This is a genomic window from Halomonas getboli (assembly GCF_023094245.1).
Taxonomy (GTDB): Bacteria; Pseudomonadota; Gammaproteobacteria; order Pseudomonadales; family Halomonadaceae; genus Halomonas; species Halomonas getboli.
This window is the reverse complement of record NZ_JALMEW010000004.1, coordinates 42,073-61,148: the sequence shown is the minus strand read 5'-3', so window position 1 is coordinate 61,148 and position 19,076 is coordinate 42,073. Positions and strand designations below refer to the sequence as shown.

Here is a 19,076-nt window from a genome sequence, read left to right as displayed (position 1 = left end):
AAAGCCCGGCCCTCGGGACGGTGGCGGCGTCGCTCAGGCCGGTGTGGCGATCGCCCGCACCCGTCGCGCCAGTTCGCTGACGTGGGCCTCGGTCACACCCAGTTCCGCCAGCGCCGTCTCCAGGTGCAGCAGGTAGTCGCGATTGGGACCGCTCGGGCCCTCGGCCCCGGCGATCTGGCGTGCCATGTCGTCGAGCGGGGCCTCGCCCAGGAAGGCCGCGTTGTCGGCGGTGGCCAGGTAGGTCAGGCCCATGGCCGTGGTGCCGTCCTCGAAGTGCAGCGGCGTGAGCTCGCGCAGATAGCCGTTCTTCTCGCGCACGTCGAGCGGGCGCAGGGTCTCCGGCGTGATGCGGTAGGCCATGCCCAGGCAGGTGGCGCCTTCCTCGGCGATCAGGGTCGCGACGCGGCCCGGGGACTCGGGCGTGCCGCGATGGTCGTGGGAGCCCTGCCAGAAGCGCCGCACCCAGCCATGGATGCGTGCCGGTCGGCGTTCGAGGAAGGGGAAGTCGGCCTTCCAGATCAGCGAGCCGTAGCCGAACAGCCACAGATCATCGTGGTCGTCGAAGTGGGTCATGCGCCGGTTGAGCGCGGTGGTGTCGAGCGCCATGGGGCCTGTCGCGTCCTTCGTTGCCGTCGTGGGCGCCCCATGATGCGTGGTGAGGCACGGCTTGTCGAAGCCATGGTCGTGTATTCATTTCATCGTAGCCTTGTGCACAAAGCGTGATGACGTAGGATTGACGATCCTACCGACAAGACCGGCGCGAGCCGGCCCATGAGGAGAACCGACATCATGAGCTTCACCGTCTATCTGTCCGGCGAGATCCACACCGACTGGCGCCAGGAAATCCAGCGCGGCGCCGAGGCCGCCGGCCTGGACGTGGCCTTTACCGCACCGGTCACCGACCACGACGCCAGCGATGCGGCCGGCGATCATCTGGGCCCGGCGAGCGAGGGCTACTGGCGCGATCACAAGTCGTCCAAGGTCAACGCCATTCGCACCAAGACCCTGATCGAGCAGAGCGACATGGTGGTGGTGCGCTTCGGCGACAAGTACAAGCAGTGGAACGCGGCCTTCGACGCCGGCTACTGCGCGGCGCTGGGCAAGCCCTACGTGACCCTGCACGGCGAGGAGATCGTGCATCCGCTCAAGGAAGTGGATGCCGCCGCCATGGCCTGGGCGACCACGCCGGCCGAGGTGGTGGAGATCCTGCGCTACGTGCTGCAGGGCTGATGCCGTCCGCCGCGACAAGCCGTCGCGTGCCGCCCGCTGCCGTATCGCGGGCGGCTGCGCTATGCTGCGGCGTCCGCCCATGATCGCCTCACCGCCATGATTCGCCAGCTCGCCACGCCATGTCGCTTTCGATCGCCCGCGCGCCTCGCGCTGCTGGCGATGTGGCTGGTGGTGGCCGGGCCGCTGATCGGTCAGCTGAGCGCGGCGGGACACGCCCACCACGGTGGCGCGCATCTGGCCGGCCATCGCCTCGGGCCGGCGATGTCGATGGCCGAGGCCCCGGCCTCCATCGACGGCGCTGCCGCAGCGGTCCTGCACTGGCAGGTGGCCTGCGGCTACTGCACGCTGTTCCAGCAGATGCCGGTGCTCTCGGCGCTGCTGCCGAGCGTCGCCCCGGTGCCGTCCCATGCCATCACCGCCCCGGTGGTGGCGACCCGCGCGGCCCACGGCGGGCCCGCGGTCTTCCCCCAGGCGCCGACCCGGGCGCCACCCCGATATCGCTCGTGATCCCCCCGATGTGAATCGCATGGCCTTCGCTCGCCGACGTCGACAGGACGCGCGGCGAGGGCATGCGTCGTCATGATTCCCCGAGCGAGATTTCCATGAGCCATTCCTCCATAAGCAGCTCCCCCCTCCGCCATAGGGCGCAGGATATCTACCGCGCCGTCTGGCGTTGGCACTTCTATGCCGGTCTGATCGTCCTTCCGTTTCTGATCTCACTGGCGCTGACCGGCGCCCTCTATCTCTTCCATGACGACATCGATCGCTGGTGGCACGCCGACCTGATGACGGTCGAGGCCCGCCAGGCCGACACGGTCGCCCCGTCCGCGCAGCGTGACGCGGCGCTGGCCGCGGTCGACGGCGAGGCGTTCCGCTACGTGCCGCCGGCCGACGCGACCCGGGCCGCCGAGGTCGACGTGACGCAGCCGGGCGGCAGTCGGACGGCGGTGTTCGTCGATCCCTATGACGGCGAAGTGACCGGGCAGATGCCCTACCGAGGCACCGTGATGTGGTGGGTGCGCCACCTGCACAGCCTCAGCCTGTTCGGCACCGGCGCCAGCCTGATCATCGAGATCGTCGGCGGCTGGACCATCCTGCTGGTGCTGACCGGCGCCTACCTGTGGTGGCCGCGGGGCCGGCGCGGCGGCGTGGTGTCGGTGCGCGGCAAGCCGGGCAAGCGAGTGTTCTGGCGCGACCTGCACGCGGTGACCGGGCTCTTCGTCGGCGGCTTCATCCTGTTTCTGGCCGTGACCGGCATGCCCTGGTCGACGCTGTGGGGCAGCAAGGTGAACGAGCTGGCCAACGGCCAAAACTTCGGCTATCCGGACGGCGTGCGGGTCAACGTGCCGATGTCCGACGAGCGCCTGGCCGAGCGCGAGACCACGACCTGGTCGTTGGAGCAGGCCCGGCTGCCGACCTCCGAGGCCTCGGCCGACACCGGCGGGGCCGCGCCGATCGGCCTCGACCGGGCGGTGGCGATCTTCGATGAGAAGGGACTGGCGCCGGGCTATGCGGTCAACCTGCCGGCCGGGCCCACGGGCGTTTACACCGGCTCCGCCTACCCGGATGACCTGAGCCAGCAGCGCGTCGTGCACCTCGATCAGTACCGCGGCGAGGCGCTGCTCGACATGACCTACGCCGACTACGGCCCGCTGGGACGCGGTCTGGAGTGGGGCATCAACGTGCACATGGGCCAGCAGTACGGCCTGGCCAACAAGCTGATCCTGGCCCTGGCCTGCGCCGGCATAGTGCTGCTGTGCGTGTCGGCGGCGGTGATGTGGTGGAAACGCCGCCCGGCCGGGAAGCTCGGCGTGCCGCCGGTTCCGGCCGACCCGCGCCGGCTGCGCGGCGTGCTGGCGCTGCTGGCCATCGGCGGGGCGATCTTCCCGCTGGTCGGCGCCTCGATGATCGTGATGGCCGCGGTGGATGCCTTGGTGCGGCGCCGTGGGGCAGCACGGCGCGCGGTCTCGGTCTAGTCCTTCTCTGGCGAGTCCTTCTCGGCCGGTGGGGGCGGGAAGACCACGTCGAAGCCTCGGGCGTCGAGCTGGCGGATGTCGCTGGGCCGTCCCCGGTCGTCGAGCTCCACCAGGCCGATGCCGGCGCCGTTCCACAGCCGCTCCCCGGCCTTGGCGCGGTCGGGGTCTCGGGGGCGGATGCGCATCGGCCGGCGCTGGGTCAGCCAGTTGAGTGGCGAGCGTGGCGCGTACAGCCAGCGGTTGGCGCGGTCGAAGGCGTCCAGCAGGGTGTCGGGGAAGGCGTTTTTGAGCCCGCTGGAGGTGATCTGCCACAGCCGCGGGCCGCCGCGCCGGTGGCGCAGGCGGATGTCGTAGGCGAAGGAGTAGTGCACGTCGCCGGAGAGGATCACGTAGTGCCCCGGGGTGCGCGAGTGGCGGAAGATGTTGAGCATCACGCTGGCCGCGCCGCGGTGGGCCATCCAGTTCTCGGCGTCCACCAGCAGCGGCTTGCCGGCCAGGGTGAACAGCTTCTGGATGCCCTCGATCAGCTTGACGCCGAACATCGGCGCCGGTGAGACGATGATCGCCGAGGGCGCGTCGAGCAGCTGCTGCTGGAAGTCCGACAGCGCCTCCCAGTCCATCAGCCCCGAGGGCCGGCGCGGGCTGCGTTCGCTGCGCCAGCGGCGAGTGCGGGTGTCGAGCACCACCAGCCGAGGCGTGCCCGGGATCTGGAACTCCCAGCCCTCGAAGCGCTGCAGGTGATGCAGGCAGGCGTCGTGGGTTTCGGTGGGCAGCCAGCCGTTGCCCGCCCGGGCGGCATCGAGCAGCGCGGCGGCCTCGTCCATCGGCGCAGCCAGCCGATCGGGGTCGTTGCCCCAGCCCTGGCACAGCAGGTAGCCCAGCAGGGCGTTGCCGAGGATGCGCCGCGAAAAGGGATGGCCGTAGGCGCAGGCCTCCCAGTCGGCGGTGAGGTTCCAGTCGTCGGTGACGTCGTGGTCGTCGAAGATCATCAGCGACGGCACGTGGGCCAGCAGCCGGGCAGCGGCGGGCAGGCCGTCGACGAAGCGCTCGAGGATGGCGGCCTCGTCGTCGAAGGCCGCGGCGTCGTCCGCGCCGAGACCGGGCTTGTAGACCCTCACCAGCCGCCAGGGCACCGGCGACCACACCAGCAGGTACATGGCCATGACCTCGGCGAAGGTCATCAGGTGGTTGCGGGCGTGGGCCGAGGTGAACACCGGCTTGCGGGCGCCGGCGAAGACGCGCTCGCGCAGGTTGGCGCTGCTTTCCACGTCGGGCAGCAGGGCGTCGCGGCGGTAGTAGGTCGACTCGGCGGCGTAGAGGGCCTGGCTGTCGGCCACGGTGGCGCCCTCGAGCGGCTCGTCGAACAGGCCCAGGCGGCGGATCAGCTCGTGGATCGCCACCAGGGTGGGGCCGGCCACGTCGTCGGCGTAGATCTGATCGCCGGTCATCAGCAGCCAGGCCGGCCAGGCCTCGGGGTCGTCGCGGCGCTCGGCGAGCCAGCCGTCGGCGCGCACCAGGGCATCGGGGCCGTCGTGGTGGGGCCGCCGGCAGGAGCCGTGCAGCAGCCGGCGGTGGCTCCCGGCCAGCACGAAGCGCGGGCGGCGGGCGCCTTCATGCAACAGGTGCGGGGCCCAGTCGGCGATGCCGGTCTCGTCGCCGCCGTCGGGGGACGCCAGGCGCAGGTCGTAGTCGATGGCCACGCCGACGGGCAGCGGCGTCTCCAGTGCCACGTCGATCAGGTGCAGCACCGCGTGGCGGCCCAGCGGCAGATGGCGCACCCGGCGCTCGTTCAGCGCCAGCCGGCGTGGGCCGTGGCCCTCGGGATGCAGCAGCAGCTTGCCGGACAGCGGCCGGGTGCCGACCAGCCAGATCCGCAGGCGGTCCGGGGCGAGGCGGCGCAGGATCGGGCCGGCGAGCACGTCCGGCAGCTCGGCGGGGTCGGGGCGGGCGGTATCGGCAGACGTCATTGTCGAGGCGCTTCCTGAGTGTGCGGATAGGCCGGGCCGTCGCGAGTCGGGCGTTCGTCCGGGCCTGCTCGGGTCCGACCATGGTAGCCGACAAGGTGCCGCAGGCGGGAGTCGTCGCCCGGCGACGCCCTTCACGGCGATGTTAAGGCGGGGTTAAGCCTGGATTAAGTCCTGGGTAAGTCTGAAGGCGCAGGATACGTGGCGTCTTCTCACTTGCCTCGGGGCCGCCATGTCGCCTGTCTTGCGTTCTTCGCTTCCTTCCTTCTGGCCGCGCCTGCTGCTGGCCTGGGCGGGCTTCGCCGCGCTGATGCTGGCCTTCGCTCGGCTGGGGCTCGACTTCCGCCTCGCCGATCTCTTCTATCGCCTCGAGGGCGGCGAGTGGTCGCTGCATCACGACGTGATCACCGAGGCCGTGCTGCACGAGGGCGGGCGTAATCTCAGCCAGGCCATGGGCGGCGTGGTGATCCTGTCGCTGGCGCTGAGCCATGGGCTGGCGTCGCTGCGTGCCTGGCGGCGCCCGCTGTGGTTCCTGTTCCTGGCGGTGGCCGGCTCGACGCTGGCGGTGTCGACCCTCAAGCACCTGATCCCCATGGAGTGCCCCTGGGACCTGACCCGCTACGGCGGCTGGGCGCCGTTCATCGGCCTGTTCGAGACGCGCCCCGTCGATTTCCCCGACACCGCCTGCTTTCCCGCCGGCCATGCCAGCGCCGGCTACGCCTGGATCGCGCTGTATCCCTTCCTCGCGGCCGTTCGCCCGCGCTGGCGTGGCTGGGGGCTGGCCGTCGGGCTGGGCCTGGGGCTCGCCTTCGGCGTCGCCCAGCAGCTGCGCGGCGCGCACTTCCTGTCCCATGACCTGTGGACGCTGATGCTGTGCGCCACGATCAGCGCCGTGCTGGCCCACTGGCTGCTGCCGGGCCGCGCCGCGTCCACCCTCACGCTCGCGGAGTCCCGCGCATGATGTCACTGCTCGAAACCCTGGGCCTTCGCCGCGCCTGGCGCCGGCTGCCGTCTCCCCGGCTGACCCCGGACACCCTGACCCTGGCGGTCTGCGTGGTCTTCACGCTGTTCTACAACGGGCCGTTCTGGCACGGCATGCTGGCGGATGCGCCGCTCGATTCGATGGCCGCCTGGGGTCGCCTGGCCGTCGAGGCGCTGATCCTGACCGCCCTGCAGTTCGTGGTGTTCCTGCCGTTCATGACGCGTCACACGGTGCGGCCGCTGCTGAGCCTGCTGGTGATCCTCGCGGCGGTGGTGAACTACTTCACCACTCGCTACGGCACCCACTTCGATACCACCATGATCGACAACGTGCTGCAGACCGACACCCGCGAGGCCGGCGAGCTGCTGACGCCGGCCTTCGCCGGCTATCTGCTGCTGCATGCCGGCGTGCCGGTGCTGCTGCTGTGGCGCGTGCGCCTGGTCAAGCGCCGCTGGCCTCGGGCGCTGCTGCGCCGCTCGGGCTATCTGATCGGCGCCGTGGCGGTGCTGGCGGCGTCGCTGATGGTTGGCTATCAGGGCCTCTCCTCGGAGATGCGCAACCGGCCGGCGCTGCGCTACCTGGTCACGCCGGGCAATGCGCTGGTCTCGACCGGGCAGGTGATGGCGGCCAGCGAGCCGCTGCCCGAAGAGCGCCTGCCGCTCGGCGAGGATGCGGTCAAGACCGTCGAGGGCGACAAGCCGCGCCTGCTGGTGCTGGTGGTCGGCGAGACGATGCGTGCCGCCGACTGGGGGCTGGACGGCTACGGCCGCCAGACCACGCCGCGGCTGGCCGAGCGCGAGCTGGTCAACTTCACGGACGTCAGCAGCTGCGGCACCAGCACCGCGGTCTCGGTGCCCTGCATGTTCGCGCCGGGCGGCCGGGGAGAGCAGAGCGAGCGCGACATCAAGAGCCACGAATCGCTGCTCGACGTGCTGTCCCACGCCGGCTTCCGGGTGCTGTGGCTGGACAACCAATCGGGCTGCAAGGGCGTGTGCCAGGGCGTGGAAACGCGCCGGATCAGCGCCGAGCGGCATCCCGACCAGTGCCCCGACGGCGACTGCCGGGACGGCGCGCTGTTCGAGGAGGCGGCTCGGGTGGCCAAGGGCATCGACCGGGACACGGTGCTGGTGCTGCACCAGCTCGGCAACCACGGCCCCAGCTATTTTGCCCGCTATCCCGAGGCCTTCCGCGTCTACACGCCGACCTGCGACAGCGCCGAGCTGAGCCAGTGCGATCGTCAGGCGGTGGTGAACAGCTACGACAATGGCGTGCGCTACACCGACTCGCTGCTCGATGGCCTGATCGGCGACCTTCAGGCGCTGCCGGGGCTGGATACGGCGATGCTGTACGTCGCCGATCACGGCGAGTCGCTGGGCGAGCACGGTCTCTATCTGCACGGCCTGCCCTATGCCATCGCCCCCGACGAGCAGACCCATGTGCCGATGGTGTGGTGGGCGTCACCCGGATTCGATGCCACGGCGGGCCTGGACGGGAGCTGCCTGGCCGCGCGCGCCGACCGGCCGGCGAGTCACGCCAACCTGTTCCATACGGTGCTGGGCGTGCTCGGCGTGAAGACGGCGGTATGGCAGCCCGAACGTGATCTGACGCGGGAGTGCCGGGGCGGCTGAGGGGGCGTCGGTCGATCGCTGGAGGGCGCTACCAGTGCCGGGGATAGCGGCGGTGGCGGGCCAGGTTGTTGACCAGGATGGCGACCATCAGCATCACCGCGCAGCCGAGCCCCACCGGCACCAGCGGAAACCACCAGCCCAGGGCGTGGACCTCGGGGCCGCCGATCACCGCGATCAGCGCCGAGGCCGCGCCCGGCGGATGCACGGTCTCGGTCAGCTGCATCACCAGCACCGCCAGTGACACCGCCAAGGCCACGGCCAGCGCCGTGGCGCCCAGCCACTGGAAGCAGCCCACGCCGATCAGCGCCGACAGCACGCTGCCCAGCAGCACGTTGCGCGGCTGGGCGAAGGGGCTCTCCGGGGCGGCGTAGATCAGCACCGAGGTGGCGCCGAAGGAGCCGACCACCAGCAGGTGATGGGCGAGCCACTGCTGGCCGATCCAGGCCACCGCGCTCATGCCGATGAAGGCGCCGAGCCAGGACCAGCAGGCATCGCGCCAGTCGACGTCGCTGCGGCGATAGCGGGCGCCGCGCATCTTGCTGAAATAGGTCTTCATGAACGGGTCTTCATGGTCGCTTTGGTGCGCTAAATGGGTGCAATAAGGTGCCAGGGCGCACCAAAAAGGTAAAGGTGTGCCCGTGCGCCCTGGGCGGTTATGCTGGCCTTCTGTCGAAGGAACGACCGATCAGGAGGACGGATGGCACACGATCATGATCACGACCACGGCCACCATCACGCCGGCACCGACAGTCAGAGGCGTCTGGCCTGGGCGATCGGGCTGACCGGCGCCTTCATGGTGGCCGAGGTGACGGGCGGCATCCTCTCCGGTTCGCTGGCGCTGCTTGCCGATGCCGGCCACATGCTCACCGATACCGCCTCCCTGATGCTGGCCTGGTTCGCGGCCCGGCTCAGCCAACGCCCGGCGGATCATCGCCGCACCTACGGCTACGACCGGGTGCAGATCCTGGCCGCCTTCGTCAACGGCCTGACGCTGATCGCCATCGTGGTGTGGATCGCCATCGAGGCGCTGCGACGCTTCCTGTCGCCGGTCGAAGTGGCCGGCACGCCGATGCTGGTCATCGCCGGACTGGGCTTCGTGATCAATCTGGCGGTGTTCGCCATCCTGCACCTGGGCGACCGCGACAACCTCAACATCCGCGGCGCTGCGCTGCACGTGCTCGGCGATCTGCTGGGCTCGGTGGCCGCCATCGTCGCCGCGCTGGTGATCCTGGCCACCGGCTGGACGCCGATCGACCCGCTGCTGTCGCTGCTGGTGGCGGCGCTGATCCTGCGCAGCGCCTGGCGGCTGACCCGGGAGTCCGGGCATATCCTGCTCGAGGGCGCGCCGGCGTCGCTGGACGTGGCGCGCATCGAGCGGGAGCTACCCGAGCGGCTGGAGGCGGTGCGCGACGTGCATCACGTCCACGCCTGGTCGCTGACGCCGGGGCGTCATCTGCTGTCGCTGCACGCCGCCGTGGAGGAGGGCGCCGACCGCGAGGCGACCCTGGTGGCGATCAAGGCGGTGCTGCTCGAGCGCTTCGACGTGGCCCACGCCACCATCCAGCTGGAGGCCCGTGACCGCTGCGCCGACGACGTCGAAGCGTCGGCCCCCGGCGAGCATCGCCACTGAGGCCGGTGGATCACGCCGGGCTCGCCACGGTCTCCTTGCCACAGCCCTTATCACATCCCTTTACCACAGGCCCAGGTGTTCGGTGAGGATGACGGTGCCGATGCCGATCAGGATCACGCCGCCGAGCACCTCGGCGCGCTGGCCGATCAGCACCCCGAGGCGGCGGCCCAGCATCACGCCAAGCGTGGCCATCAGGGTGGTGGCGGCACCGATCGCCAGCGCGGTCAGCACGATATTGACCTCCATGAAGGCCAGGCCGATGCCCACGGTGAGGGCATCGATGCTGGTGATCACCGCGGTGGCGGCGATCAGCCACCAGGCCTGACGCCCGCGCTTGGCAGCGGGGGCTTCCTCGTCGGGTTCCGGCGTCTCGAGGCCGGCGCGGATCATGCGCACGCCGAGGGCGAACAGCAGCACGAACACGATCCAGTGGTCCCAGCTGGCGATGTACTTCGAGGCGCCCAGGCCGAGGGCCCAGCCGATCAGCGGGGTCAGCCCCTCGACGACGCCGAAGATCAGGCCGGTGCGCAGGGCTTCGCGGAAACGTGGATGGTCGACGGCGGCGCCCTTGCCGATCGCGGCGGCGAAGGCGTCGGTCGACATCGAGAAGGCCAGCAGGGTGGTGGACAGCAGGGTCATGGGAGTCACGGGTCCGGCCGGGCGATTTACCACGACGATACGACGCGCCCGGCCTTGGGCGTCGTACCGTCGATGGTCTCGCCGACCTGGCGCTGTCGCGATACTGAGCGTATCGAGCGACGCGCCGGCGCACCTGCCACGGCATCTGGCCGACTATGTTGACAGGCGCTCTCACGCATCGGGCGTGAGCCAGCTACTCCCCAGCGAGGGTCGTTCGGCCCGGGCGACGTATCGAATCGAGCGTGTCGATAGTCAGAACCCATGACCGAGAGAGCGGTAGCCTATCATCGCCGGGGAGCGGATGCATCCCGAGCGTCGCGCCTGGGTGCCCGGGCGTCGCTCACACCAGCTTGCTCTCGCGCAGCTGCTGAAGGCGTACCGGCGGCGCCCAGCTGTCGGGCGTGGCCTCGTCCCAGTAGTCGGCGAAGATCGCGTGGCGGGCCGCGCCGCCCTGGAGCAGGGCGTCGGGCGCCACGAAGTCGAACAGCGTCGCCAGGGTTCTCACCTCGTGGCGCGAGACGCGGCGGATGATGTGTTCGGGGCCCAGCTCGTCGGGATGGCGCAGTCCGGCGGCACCGAGCATCTCGGCCAGCGCCTCGCGGGTGCCGGCCTGGAAGCGTTGCACCCGCTCGGCCTTGAGCGGCACGTCAAGCCGACTGCCGCGCAGGGCATTCTGGGTGGCCACGCCGCTGGGGCAGCGGTCGTTGTGACAGCTGCGGGCCTGGATGCAGCCCAGCGAGAACATGAAGCCCCGTGCCGAGTTGCACCAGTCGGCGCCCAGGGCGATGGTGCGGGCGACGTCGAAGGCGCTGATCACCTTGCCGGCGGCGGCCACGCGGACCTTCTCGCGCAGGCCGGCGCCGACCAGGGCGTTGTGCACCAGCAGCAGGGCATCGGTGAGCGGCATGCCCAGGCGGTTGGCGAACTCCAGCGGCGCGGCGCCGGTGCCGCCCTGGCCGCCGTCGACCACCACGAAATCGGGGTGCTCGCCTTCCTCGCGCATGGCCTTGACCAGAGCGAACCACTCCCAGGGATGGCCGATCGCCAGCTTGATGCCCACCGGCTTGCCGCCGGACAGCTCGCGCAGCCGGCAGACGAAGTCGATCAGCTCGCGGGGGGTGGAAAAGGCGCTGTGGGCGGCCGGCGAGACCACGTCCTGGCCCTCGGGCACGTCGCGGGTGGCGGCGATCTCGGCGGTGACCTTGGCCCCCGGCAGGATGCCGCCGTGGCCCGGCTTGGCGCCCTGGGAGAGCTTGATCTCGATCATCTTCACCGCCTCGTCGGTGGCGCGCTCGGCGAAGCGGTCGGCGTCGAAGCGGCCGTTGGCGTCCCGGCAGCCGAAGTAGCCGGAGCCGATCTCCCACACCAGGTCGCCGCCGCGGCGATGGTAGGGCGAGATGCCGCCCTCGCCGGTGTCGTGGTAGAAGCCGCCGCGCCGGGCGCCGTCGTTCAGGGCGCTGATGGCGTTGGGCGACAGCGCGCCGAAGCTCATCGCCGAGACGTTGAACACGCTGACGTCATAGGGCCGGGCCCGGTCGGCGCCGACGGTGACGCGGAAATCGTCGTCGTCGATGGTCGCCGGGGCCAGGGAGTGGTTCATCCACTCGTAGCCGGGGGCCTGCATGTCCTCGAGGGAGCCGAAGGGCTGCTTGTCGATGGTGCCCTTGGCGCGCCGGTAGACCAGGCTGCGCTGTTCGCGGGAGAAGGGCACCTCCTCGGTGTCGCGCTGGATGAAGTACTGGCGGATCTCGGGGCCGAAGGACTCCAGCAGGTAGCGCAGGTGTGCCGTGACCGGGTAGTTGCGGCTGACGGTGTGGCGGCGCTGGACGATGTCGTGGGTGCCCAGCGCGGCCAGCGCGGCAAAGGCGAGAATGCCGAGGGCCCAGCCCCAGCCGGGGGTCAGCGCCAGGCCGATCAGGCAGGCGGCGAGGCCGATCAGCGTCAGGGCGTAGACGAGAAAGCGGCGTGGCGGTCGGGACATCTTCGCACTCCATTGCGGCGGGGGAGGAAGTCATTGCATGCTGCCGCCGGGCCACTGTCAAACGCGAGCGGCGGCGACAGATCCCTTAAGGTTCTCTTAATCTGCGCGGGCGCAGTGTGGGGGTATCCGGCGTGAACAGCCGGTCGTGACCGAAAAAGGAGTCTCACCCTCATGCCTACCCTGACCGCATCCCCCGAACGCCTCGATGTGCTGCCGGCCCATACCCCGATCACCAAGCCGGTGCCGCCGCGGCTCTCGCCTGACAGCCCGGCGCTGACCGTGCTGACCGACTTCCAGCACGTCGTGCCGCTCACCGTGCCCGCCGACACCTCCATCGTCGATGCCCGCAAGGTGATGGAACACGGTGGCGTGCGGCTGCTGCTGGTGGTCGACAACGACGGCGACTGCGTCGGCGTGCTCAACGCCCGCGACGTGATCGGCGGCCGCCTGATCACCCAGGCCATGCAGCGCCGCGGCATCGACCGCGAGGACGTCACCGCGCGCATGGTGCAGACGCCCTGCGCCGAGCTGCATGCTCTGGGCATGGAGCGCCTGGCGGCGCTGTCCATCGGCCAGCTGGTGCGCGAGCTCGAGGCCTACGGCGACCAGCACCTGCTGGTGACCGAGGCCGATCACCAGGGCAAGCGGCGGATCCGCGGCATGATCTCGGCCGCCGACATCGGCCGCGCGCTGGGCACCGACGTGGCCAAGCTGCCCGAGGCACGCAGCTTCTCCGATATCTGCCGCGTGGTGCTGGGCCACGAGCTGTAAGGGCGCGGCCTGCCCTCGACCAAGGCCGCAATGACATCCGATCGGGGGCGCGCGACGCTGGGCACTGGAGTCGACAAGGAGACCGTTGCCCGTGAGCGTCGTCGCGACCTTCGATTACGTCATCGTGGGGGCCGGCACCGCCGGCTGCCTGCTCGCCAACCGCTTGAGCGCCGATCCGGGCGTCCGGGTGCTGCTGATCGAGGCCGGCGGCCGCGATCGCCATCCCTGGATCCACATCCCGGTGGGCTATCTCTACTGCATCGATAACCCGCGCACCGACTGGTGCTTTCGCACCGAGCCGACGCCCGGCCTCAACGGCCGCTCGCTGATCTATCCGCGCGGGCGCACCCTGGGCGGCTGCTCGAGCATCAACGGCATGATCTACATGCGCGGCCAGGCTCGCGACTACGATCACTGGGCCGAGCGCACCGGCGACGACGCCTGGCGCTGGGCCAGCTGCCTGCCGGACTTCAGGCGCCACGAGGACCACTACCGTCTGGATGCCGGCGGCAACGGTGATGCCAGCCACCGCGACTTCCACGGCCACGGCGGCGAATGGCGGGTGGAGCGCCAGCGGCTCACCTGGCCGGTGCTCGACGACTTCGCCGAGGCCGCCGTCCAGGCCGGCATCCCGCGCACCGATGACTTCAATCGCGGCTGCAACGAGGGCGTCGACTACTTCGAGGTCAACCAGCGCGCGGGCTGGCGCTGGAACACCGCCAAGGCCTTCCTGCGCGAGGCCGAGGAGCGCGACGGCCTGACCCTGTGGCACTCCAGCCAGGTGCAGCGGCTGGCCTTCGCCGCGGGGCAGGGCGGTCGGCCGCGCTGCGAGGGCGTTGTCGTCGCTCGTCAGGGCGAGGTCGTCGAGGCCCGGGCGCGGCGCGGCGTGGTGCTGTGTGCCGGGGCCATCGGCTCGCCGCAGCTGCTGCAGCTGTCCGGCATCGGGCCGGCGGGGCTGCTCGCCGAGCATGGCATCCCGTTGGTTCACGAGCTGCCGGGCGTGGGCGAGAACCTTCAGGATCACCTGCAGATCCGCGCCGTCTATCGGGTCACCGGGGCCAGCACGCTCAATACCCTGGCCGGCAGCTGGGGAGGCAAGGCTCGCATCGGCCTGGAATACCTGCTCAAGCGCACGGGGCCGATGAGCATGGCGCCCTCCCAGCTCGGGGCCTTCGCCCGCAGCTCACCGGACCGCCCTCATCCGAATCTGCAGTATCACGTCCAGCCGCTGAGCCTGGAGGCCTTCGGCCAGCCGCTGCACGACTTCCCGGCGATCACCGCCAGCGTATGCAACCTCAATCCCACGAGCCGCGGCACGGTGCGCATCGCCTCGTCGGATCCGAGCGAGGCGCCGCGCATCGCGCCGAACTATCTGGACACCGAGGAGGATCGTCGCGTCGCCGCCGAGTCGCTGCGCCTGACCCGGCGCATCGTCGCCCAGCCGGCCTTCGCCCGCTATGCGCCGGAAGAGGTCAAGCCGGGCGTGCACTATCAGAGCGACGATGACCTGGCGCGGCTGGCCGGCGAGATCGGCACCACCATCTTCCATCCGGTGGGCACCACCGCCATGGGCCGCGACGACGACCCGCTGGCGGTAGTCGACTCGCGCCTGCGGGTGCGCGGCGTGGACGGCCTGCGGGTGGTGGATGCCGGCGTGATGCCGACCATCACCAGCGGCAATACCAACTCGCCGACACTGATGATCGCCGAGAAGGCGGCCGGCTGGCTGCGTGAAGAAGCGTTGTAACGGTGTCGTCATCTCTCGTGTATAGTGTCAGGGCTGCGCCCATCGGGGAGCAGACCGTGTGCCGTGGAGCGGCGAGGCGCCCCCACCGCGCGGATTCAACAGCAATGCGAGGCATGCAAAATGGCGACTGGTACCGTCAAGTGGTTCAACGACACCAAGGGCTTCGGCTTCATTTCTCCGGACGACGGCGGGGACGACCTGTTCGCCCACTTCTCCGAGATTCAGGCTGATGGCTTCAAGTCTCTGCAGGAAGGCCAGAAGGTCTCCTTCGACGTCACCCAGGGCAAGAAAGGCCTGCAGGCGTCCAACATCAAGGCCATCGGCTGAGACGTTGCATAACGGTTGGCCCCACCGCCACGGTGGGGCGACCTTTTTCACACCTCACACCACACACCACACACCTCACACCTCACACCTCACACCTCACACCTCACACCTCACACCTCACACCTCACACCTCACACCTCACTCTTTGCCCCTCGCCCTATAAATTCCATTTTCTTCTAAATGAATTTCTAAAAATAACTTTTTAGAATAAACGGCGGCCGGCACAATGGGATGGTTCGTACTCTCCCTGGAATGCCCCTCATGTCCCCGGACGCCTGGATCTCGCTTGTCGTCGTTGCCGCCGTCTTTCCGATGATGGCGCTGACCCGCATCGGCCCCGACATGGTGCTGATGGGCGCCCTGATCCTGCTGATCGGCCTCGGCGTGGTGGCCCCGGACCAGGCGCTGGCCGGCTTCTCCAGCAGCGGGCTGTTCACCGTGGCCTTCATGTACGTGCTGGTCGCGAGCATCCGCGAGACCGGTGGCATTGATCTGATCATCCGCTACGTGCTGGGGCGCCCCCGGGGCGAGCAGCGCGCCCTGGCGCGGCTGGTGCTGCCGGTGGCCTCGCTGAGCGGCTTTCTCAACAACACCCCGGTGGTCGCCACCTTCATTCCCGCGGTGCTGAGCTGGAGTCGCCGCCTCGGCCTGCCGGCCCACCGGCTGCTGATGCCGCTCAGCTTTGCCTCCATCCTCGGCGGCACCATCACCCTGATGGGTACCAGCACCAACCTGGTGGTGCATGGGCTGATGATCGAGCGCTATCCGTCGCTGGACATGGGGCTGTTCGATATCGCCTGGGTTGGCGTGCCGGTGGCGGCGGTAGGGCTGGCCTATCTGCTGCTGGTGGGGCGACGCCTGCTGCCGCCGCGCACCGGCGCCGCCGAGGCGTTCGAGAATCCCCGCGAATTCACCATCGAGATGGAGGTGGACCCGAGCGGCCCGCTGGTCGACCGCAGCGTCGAGGAGGCCGGACTGCGCCACCTGCGGGAGCTGTTCCTGGTCGAGATCGAGCGCGACGGTAACGTGGTCAGCGTGGTGGGGCCGGGCGAGCGGCTCAAGGGCGGCGATCGGCTGGTATTCGCCGGCACCTCCGCCGGTGCGGTGGAGTTGCAGCAGATTCGCGGGCTGATTCCCTCCTACCACGGTGAGTCCAGCCTGCAGAAGGACTTCAAGGAGCGCCGCCTGGTGGAGGCGGTGGTCTCGGACCAGTGCCAGTTCATCGGCCAACGCATCCGCGACGGTCATTTCCGCACCCTCTACGGCGCCGCGGTGCTGGCGGTGTGCCGCGGCGGCGAGCGGGTCGCCGGCAACCTGGGGCAGATCCGCCTGCAGCCGGCCGACGTGCTGCTGCTGGAGGCACGCCCGCCGTTCATCGAGCGCCACCGCCAGTCCCGCGACTTCCTGCTGATCAGCCAGGTCAACGGCTCGGCGCGGCCGGTGCATGAGCGCGCCTGGCTGGCCTGGAGCATCCTCGCCCTGGTGGTGCTGCTCGCCGCCACTGGCGTGACCAGCCTGCTCAGTGCCGCCATGCTGGGGGCGGCGGCCTCGGTGCTGACCGGCTGCTGCTCGATCGGCGCCGCCAAGCGCGGCCTGGACACCCAGGTGCTGCTGACCATCGCCGCCTCTTTCGGCCTGGGCGCCGCGCTGGAGGCCAACGGCGCGGCGGCGGCGCTGGCCCAGACGGCCATGGGCTGGGCCGACGGCAACCCCTGGTGGCTGCTGATCGGCACCTATCTGGTGGTGGCGCTGCTCACCGAGCTGGTGACCAACAACGCCGCGGCGGTGATCAGCTTTCCGGTGGTAGTGGCCGCCGCCGAGCACCTGGGCGTGAACCCCATGCCCTTCGTGGTGGCGGTGATGTTCGCCGCCTCGGCCAGCTTCCTGACCCCGATCGGCTACCAGACCAACCTGATGGTCTATGGACCCGGCGGCTATCGTGTCGGCGACTATCTGCGGGTGGGCGCGCCGCTCAACCTGCTGACCGCCGCGGTGGCGCTGGGCCTGATTCCCCTGATCTGGCCGTTCTGACGCCTGGCCGGGCGCCTCTCGCCGACCGCGGCGCTTTGCGCTAGGGTGTCGCTTTTGTGCTGGAGACGAGCCATGAGCGTAACCGACGAGCTGATCATCGAGCCACGCAGCGGGCGACCCGCCGACGCCTGCGTGTTCATCCTCCACGGCCTGGGCGCCGACGGCCACGACTTCGAGCCGCTGGTGCCGGCGCTGGGCCTGCCGGACGATCTCGACGTCCGCTTCATCCTGCCCCATGCGCCGCGCCTGCCGGTGACGATCAACGGCGGCATGACCATGCCGGCCTGGTACGACATCCTCGAGGCCAACCTCGATCGTCGCGTCGACGAGGCGCAGCTCAAGGCCTCCGCCGAGCGCATCCAGGACCTGATCCGCGCGCAGATCGCCCAGGGCGTGCCCGCCGAGCGCATCATCGTCGCCGGCTTCTCCCAGGGCGGGGCGGTGGCCTATCAGGCGGCGCTGACCTTTCCCGAGCGGCTGGGCGGGCTGCTCGCCATGTCCACCTACCTGGCCACCGCGGACAGCCTCGAGCCTGCCGAGGCCAACCGCGAGCTGCCGATCGAGATCCATCACGGTAACGTCGATCCGGTGGTACCCGAGGCGCTGGGCCAGGCCGCCCGCGACCGACTCGAGGCGCAGGGCCATCCGGTCCACTATCGTCAGTACCCCATGGCCCATGCCGTCTGCCCGCAGCAGGTGGCCGACATCGGCCGCTGGCTCGCCGCCCGGCTGGCGCGCTGAGACTGTGCCGCACCGGCGGTGCCGGAAGCGAGGGTGAGGCAAGGCGGTAGTGATGCCCTACGCTAGGGGAAGAGTCATCGTTCTTCTCTCATCGCATCGCAATGGAGGCCCCAAGGATGCGGGGCATGTCATGGATTCCGAACCGCTGGCGCCGGCGGCGTGACGCCGCGCCCGGCGCTCTTTCACGCGCACTGCTGGAGCACTTTCCTGGCATCGCCCTGGTGGTGGACCGCCAGGGGATCGTGCTTGAGGCCAGTGTCGGCAGCGAGGCGCGGGTCGGGCGCCGCTGCCACGAGCTCGACGAAGACCCGCTGGGCGGTGCCCTGGTGCGTGGCCTGGCCGGCTGCGTGGCCGCGGGGGGCGACTGGCAGGGCGAGGTCCGCTGTCGCATCGGCGGGGAGCGTCGCTATCAGCTGGCGCACATCCGGGCACTGCCCGCTGGCGCTGCGCCGCGCTGGCTGGTGACGCTTTGCGATGTCGACCACCTGGTGGGGCCGGCCCGTGACGAACACGCTCGGTTGCGCCTGCTGGAAGCGACCCTCGGGCGTCTGCCCGGGGCGGTGTTTCGCCTGCGCCAGACGCCGCGGGGAGACTGGCGCTTCGACTATCTCAGCGCCGGCGTCGAGGCGCTGTGTGGCCTGTCGCCGGAGACGCTGAGCGCCGAGCCGAGGCGCTGGCTTCAGCGGGTGGCCGCGGAGGATCGCGAGGCGGTGGAAGGCGAGCTGGCCCGCTCGGCGATAGGGCTGACGCCCTGGCATCAGTCCTTCCGCCTGAGCCTGTCTGACGGCGAACGCTGGCTGGAGGCACGCGCCGAGGCGCGCCGCGTCGCGGAGGGCGAGACCGTCTGGGAGGGCTGGTGGCTGGATGCGACCGAGCGCAAGCGCGTGGAGTCGCGCACCGAGGCGCTGGTCAGTACCGACATGCTGACCGGCGTGCTCAATCGCCGCGGTTTCCGAGCCAACGGCCGCGCGGTGCTGGCCCGTGCCGAGCGTCATCATCGCCCGGTGGTAGTGGCGATGCTCGACCTGGATCACTTCAAGGCCTTGAACGACACCTACGGCCATGCCGCCGGCGATATCACCCTGCAGACCTTCGCCCACATCTGCCGCGACTGCCTGCGCCCCTACGACCTGATCGGCCGGATCGGTGGCGAGGAGTTTGCGGTCATGCTGTCCGACGGCGACCCCGACGAGGCGCAGGGCATCTTCGAGCGGCTGCGCGAGACGGTGGCCGACACCGAGCTGGTGCTGGGCGAGGAGTGTCTGCACGTCACCGTCAGCCTGGGGCTGGCGCTGGTGCCGCCCGGTGGGGATCTGGACGAGGCGCTGAATCGAGCCGACCTGGCCCTGTATCGCGCCAAGCAGGCGGGGCGCAATCGCGTGGTGGGACCCTGATGCGTCGGCGTCTGCCCCTGGCACATGCCCGGCGA

Annotated in this window: 17 protein-coding genes; 12 read left to right on the top strand and 5 right to left on the bottom strand. The window is 70.2% G+C overall.

All coding sequences use genetic code 11. The features are described from left to right. Window positions 1-33: 33 nt before the first annotated feature. Window positions 34-606: a gamma-glutamylcyclotransferase gene (locus MYL53_RS09720; RefSeq protein ID WP_247853592.1), complete on the bottom strand. Its 573-nt coding sequence runs from the start codon at window positions 604-606 to the stop codon at window positions 34-36. A 183-nt stretch (window positions 607-789) separates the two neighbouring features. On the opposite strand from MYL53_RS09720, the gene MYL53_RS09715 reads away from it, so the two are divergent. The 3 genes from MYL53_RS09715 (at window position 790) to MYL53_RS09705 (ending at window position 3,206) form a co-directional block, all read left to right on the top strand. Further along, window positions 790-1,230, top strand: a complete 441-nt coding sequence (locus tag MYL53_RS09715) for a YtoQ family protein (RefSeq protein ID WP_247853591.1) — start codon at window positions 790-792, stop codon at window positions 1,228-1,230. Window positions 1,231-1,326: 96 nt separating this feature from the next. Beyond that, window positions 1,327-1,737 carry a DUF2946 domain-containing protein gene (locus tag MYL53_RS09710; RefSeq protein WP_247853590.1) on the top strand — a complete coding sequence of 137 codons (411 nt, stop codon included), beginning with the start codon at window positions 1,327-1,329 and terminating at the stop codon, window positions 1,735-1,737. A 95-nt stretch (window positions 1,738-1,832) separates the two neighbouring features. Further along, window positions 1,833-3,206, top strand: a complete 1,374-nt coding sequence (locus MYL53_RS09705; protein ID WP_247853589.1) for a PepSY-associated TM helix domain-containing protein — start codon at window positions 1,833-1,835, stop codon at window positions 3,204-3,206. On the opposite strand, the gene MYL53_RS09700 is transcribed toward MYL53_RS09705, so the two are convergent. Further along, complete coding sequence (locus tag MYL53_RS09700) at window positions 3,203-5,173, bottom strand: metallophosphoesterase family protein (RefSeq protein ID WP_247853588.1); 1,971 nt, start codon at window positions 5,171-5,173, stop codon at window positions 3,203-3,205. The genes MYL53_RS09705 and MYL53_RS09700 overlap by 4 nt on opposite strands. 241 nt (window positions 5,174-5,414) lie before the next feature. Between MYL53_RS09700 and MYL53_RS09695 the strand changes: the two genes are divergently transcribed. Continuing rightward, entirely contained in the window at window positions 5,415-6,131 is a 717-nt protein-coding gene (locus MYL53_RS09695; protein ID WP_247853587.1) for a phosphatase PAP2 family protein, read from the top strand. Further along, window positions 6,128-7,780 carry a phosphoethanolamine transferase gene (locus MYL53_RS09690; protein ID WP_247853586.1) on the top strand — a complete coding sequence of 551 codons (1,653 nt, stop codon included), beginning with the start codon at window positions 6,128-6,130 and terminating at the stop codon, window positions 7,778-7,780. The genes MYL53_RS09695 and MYL53_RS09690 overlap by 4 nt, the downstream gene beginning before the upstream one ends. A gap of 28 nt (window positions 7,781-7,808) precedes the next feature. Here the strand turns inward: MYL53_RS09690 and MYL53_RS09685 are convergent, their stop codons facing one another. Then, window positions 7,809-8,336: an HPP family protein gene (locus MYL53_RS09685; RefSeq protein WP_247853585.1), complete on the bottom strand. Its 528-nt coding sequence runs from the start codon at window positions 8,334-8,336 to the stop codon at window positions 7,809-7,811. A gap of 141 nt (window positions 8,337-8,477) precedes the next feature. Between MYL53_RS09685 and MYL53_RS09680 the strand changes: the two genes are divergently transcribed. Continuing rightward, a complete protein-coding gene (locus MYL53_RS09680) occupies window positions 8,478-9,410 on the top strand; it encodes a cation diffusion facilitator family transporter (RefSeq protein ID WP_247853584.1) in 933 nt (310 codons plus the stop codon). 60 nt (window positions 9,411-9,470) lie between these two features. Here the strand turns inward: MYL53_RS09680 and mntP are convergent, their stop codons facing one another. Beyond that, window positions 9,471-10,049: a manganese efflux pump MntP gene (gene mntP, locus MYL53_RS09675; protein ID WP_247853583.1), complete on the bottom strand. Its 579-nt coding sequence runs from the start codon at window positions 10,047-10,049 to the stop codon at window positions 9,471-9,473. Between the two features lie 340 nt (window positions 10,050-10,389). Continuing rightward, window positions 10,390-12,030 carry an FMN-binding glutamate synthase family protein gene (locus tag MYL53_RS09670; RefSeq protein ID WP_247853582.1) on the bottom strand — a complete coding sequence of 547 codons (1,641 nt, stop codon included), beginning with the start codon at window positions 12,028-12,030 and terminating at the stop codon, window positions 10,390-10,392. A gap of 171 nt (window positions 12,031-12,201) precedes the next feature. On the opposite strand from MYL53_RS09670, the gene MYL53_RS09665 reads away from it, so the two are divergent. The 6 genes from MYL53_RS09665 to MYL53_RS09640 all read left to right on the top strand — a co-directional run bounded on the left by MYL53_RS09665 (window position 12,202) and on the right by MYL53_RS09640 (window position 19,041). Further along, entirely contained in the window at window positions 12,202-12,801 is a 600-nt protein-coding gene (locus MYL53_RS09665; protein ID WP_247853581.1) for a CBS domain-containing protein, read from the top strand. Between the two features lie 91 nt (window positions 12,802-12,892). Next, entirely contained in the window at window positions 12,893-14,548 is a 1,656-nt protein-coding gene (locus MYL53_RS09660) for a GMC family oxidoreductase (RefSeq protein ID WP_247853580.1), read from the top strand. Between the two features lie 120 nt (window positions 14,549-14,668). Then, window positions 14,669-14,875, top strand: a complete 207-nt coding sequence (locus MYL53_RS09655; protein ID WP_035592907.1) for a cold-shock protein — start codon at window positions 14,669-14,671, stop codon at window positions 14,873-14,875. Window positions 14,876-15,136: 261 nt separating this feature from the next. After that, entirely contained in the window at window positions 15,137-16,906 is a 1,770-nt protein-coding gene (locus MYL53_RS09650; RefSeq protein WP_247853579.1) for an SLC13 family permease, read from the top strand. A 72-nt stretch (window positions 16,907-16,978) separates the two neighbouring features. Then, window positions 16,979-17,647: an alpha/beta hydrolase gene (locus tag MYL53_RS09645; protein ID WP_247853578.1), complete on the top strand. Its 669-nt coding sequence runs from the start codon at window positions 16,979-16,981 to the stop codon at window positions 17,645-17,647. A gap of 125 nt (window positions 17,648-17,772) precedes the next feature. After that, on the top strand, window positions 17,773-19,041 hold the full coding sequence (locus MYL53_RS09640; protein ID WP_247853577.1) for a GGDEF domain-containing protein: 1,269 nt from the start codon (window positions 17,773-17,775) through the stop codon (window positions 19,039-19,041). Window positions 19,042-19,076 lie beyond the last annotated feature (35 nt).

What these genes read in the sequence shown, in the direction of transcription:
- MYL53_RS09720 (WP_247853592.1), bottom strand. Translation starts at nt 606, where the DNA reads ATGGCGCTCGACACCACCGCGCTCAACCGGCGCATGACCCACTTCGAC.
- MYL53_RS09715 (WP_247853591.1), top strand. Translation starts at nt 790, where the DNA reads ATGAGCTTCACCGTCTATCTGTCCGGCGAGATCCACACCGACTGGCGC.
- MYL53_RS09710 (WP_247853590.1), top strand. Translation starts at nt 1,327, where the DNA reads ATGATTCGCCAGCTCGCCACGCCATGTCGCTTTCGATCGCCCGCGCGC.
- MYL53_RS09705 (WP_247853589.1), top strand. Translation starts at nt 1,833, where the DNA reads ATGAGCCATTCCTCCATAAGCAGCTCCCCCCTCCGCCATAGGGCGCAG.
- MYL53_RS09700 (WP_247853588.1), bottom strand. Translation starts at nt 5,173, where the DNA reads ATGACGTCTGCCGATACCGCCCGCCCCGACCCCGCCGAGCTGCCGGAC.
- MYL53_RS09690 (WP_247853586.1), top strand. Translation starts at nt 6,128, where the DNA reads ATGATGTCACTGCTCGAAACCCTGGGCCTTCGCCGCGCCTGGCGCCGG.
- MYL53_RS09685 (WP_247853585.1), bottom strand. Translation starts at nt 8,336, where the DNA reads ATGAAGACCTATTTCAGCAAGATGCGCGGCGCCCGCTATCGCCGCAGC.
- MYL53_RS09680 (WP_247853584.1), top strand. Translation starts at nt 8,478, where the DNA reads ATGGCACACGATCATGATCACGACCACGGCCACCATCACGCCGGCACC.
- mntP (WP_247853583.1), bottom strand. Translation starts at nt 10,049, where the DNA reads ATGACCCTGCTGTCCACCACCCTGCTGGCCTTCTCGATGTCGACCGAC.
- MYL53_RS09670 (WP_247853582.1), bottom strand. Translation starts at nt 12,030, where the DNA reads ATGTCCCGACCGCCACGCCGCTTTCTCGTCTACGCCCTGACGCTGATC.
- MYL53_RS09665 (WP_247853581.1), top strand. Translation starts at nt 12,202, where the DNA reads ATGCCTACCCTGACCGCATCCCCCGAACGCCTCGATGTGCTGCCGGCC.
- MYL53_RS09655 (WP_035592907.1), top strand. Translation starts at nt 14,669, where the DNA reads ATGGCGACTGGTACCGTCAAGTGGTTCAACGACACCAAGGGCTTCGGC.
- MYL53_RS09650 (WP_247853579.1), top strand. Translation starts at nt 15,137, where the DNA reads ATGTCCCCGGACGCCTGGATCTCGCTTGTCGTCGTTGCCGCCGTCTTT.
- MYL53_RS09645 (WP_247853578.1), top strand. Translation starts at nt 16,979, where the DNA reads ATGAGCGTAACCGACGAGCTGATCATCGAGCCACGCAGCGGGCGACCC.
- MYL53_RS09640 (WP_247853577.1), top strand. Translation starts at nt 17,773, where the DNA reads ATGTCATGGATTCCGAACCGCTGGCGCCGGCGGCGTGACGCCGCGCCC.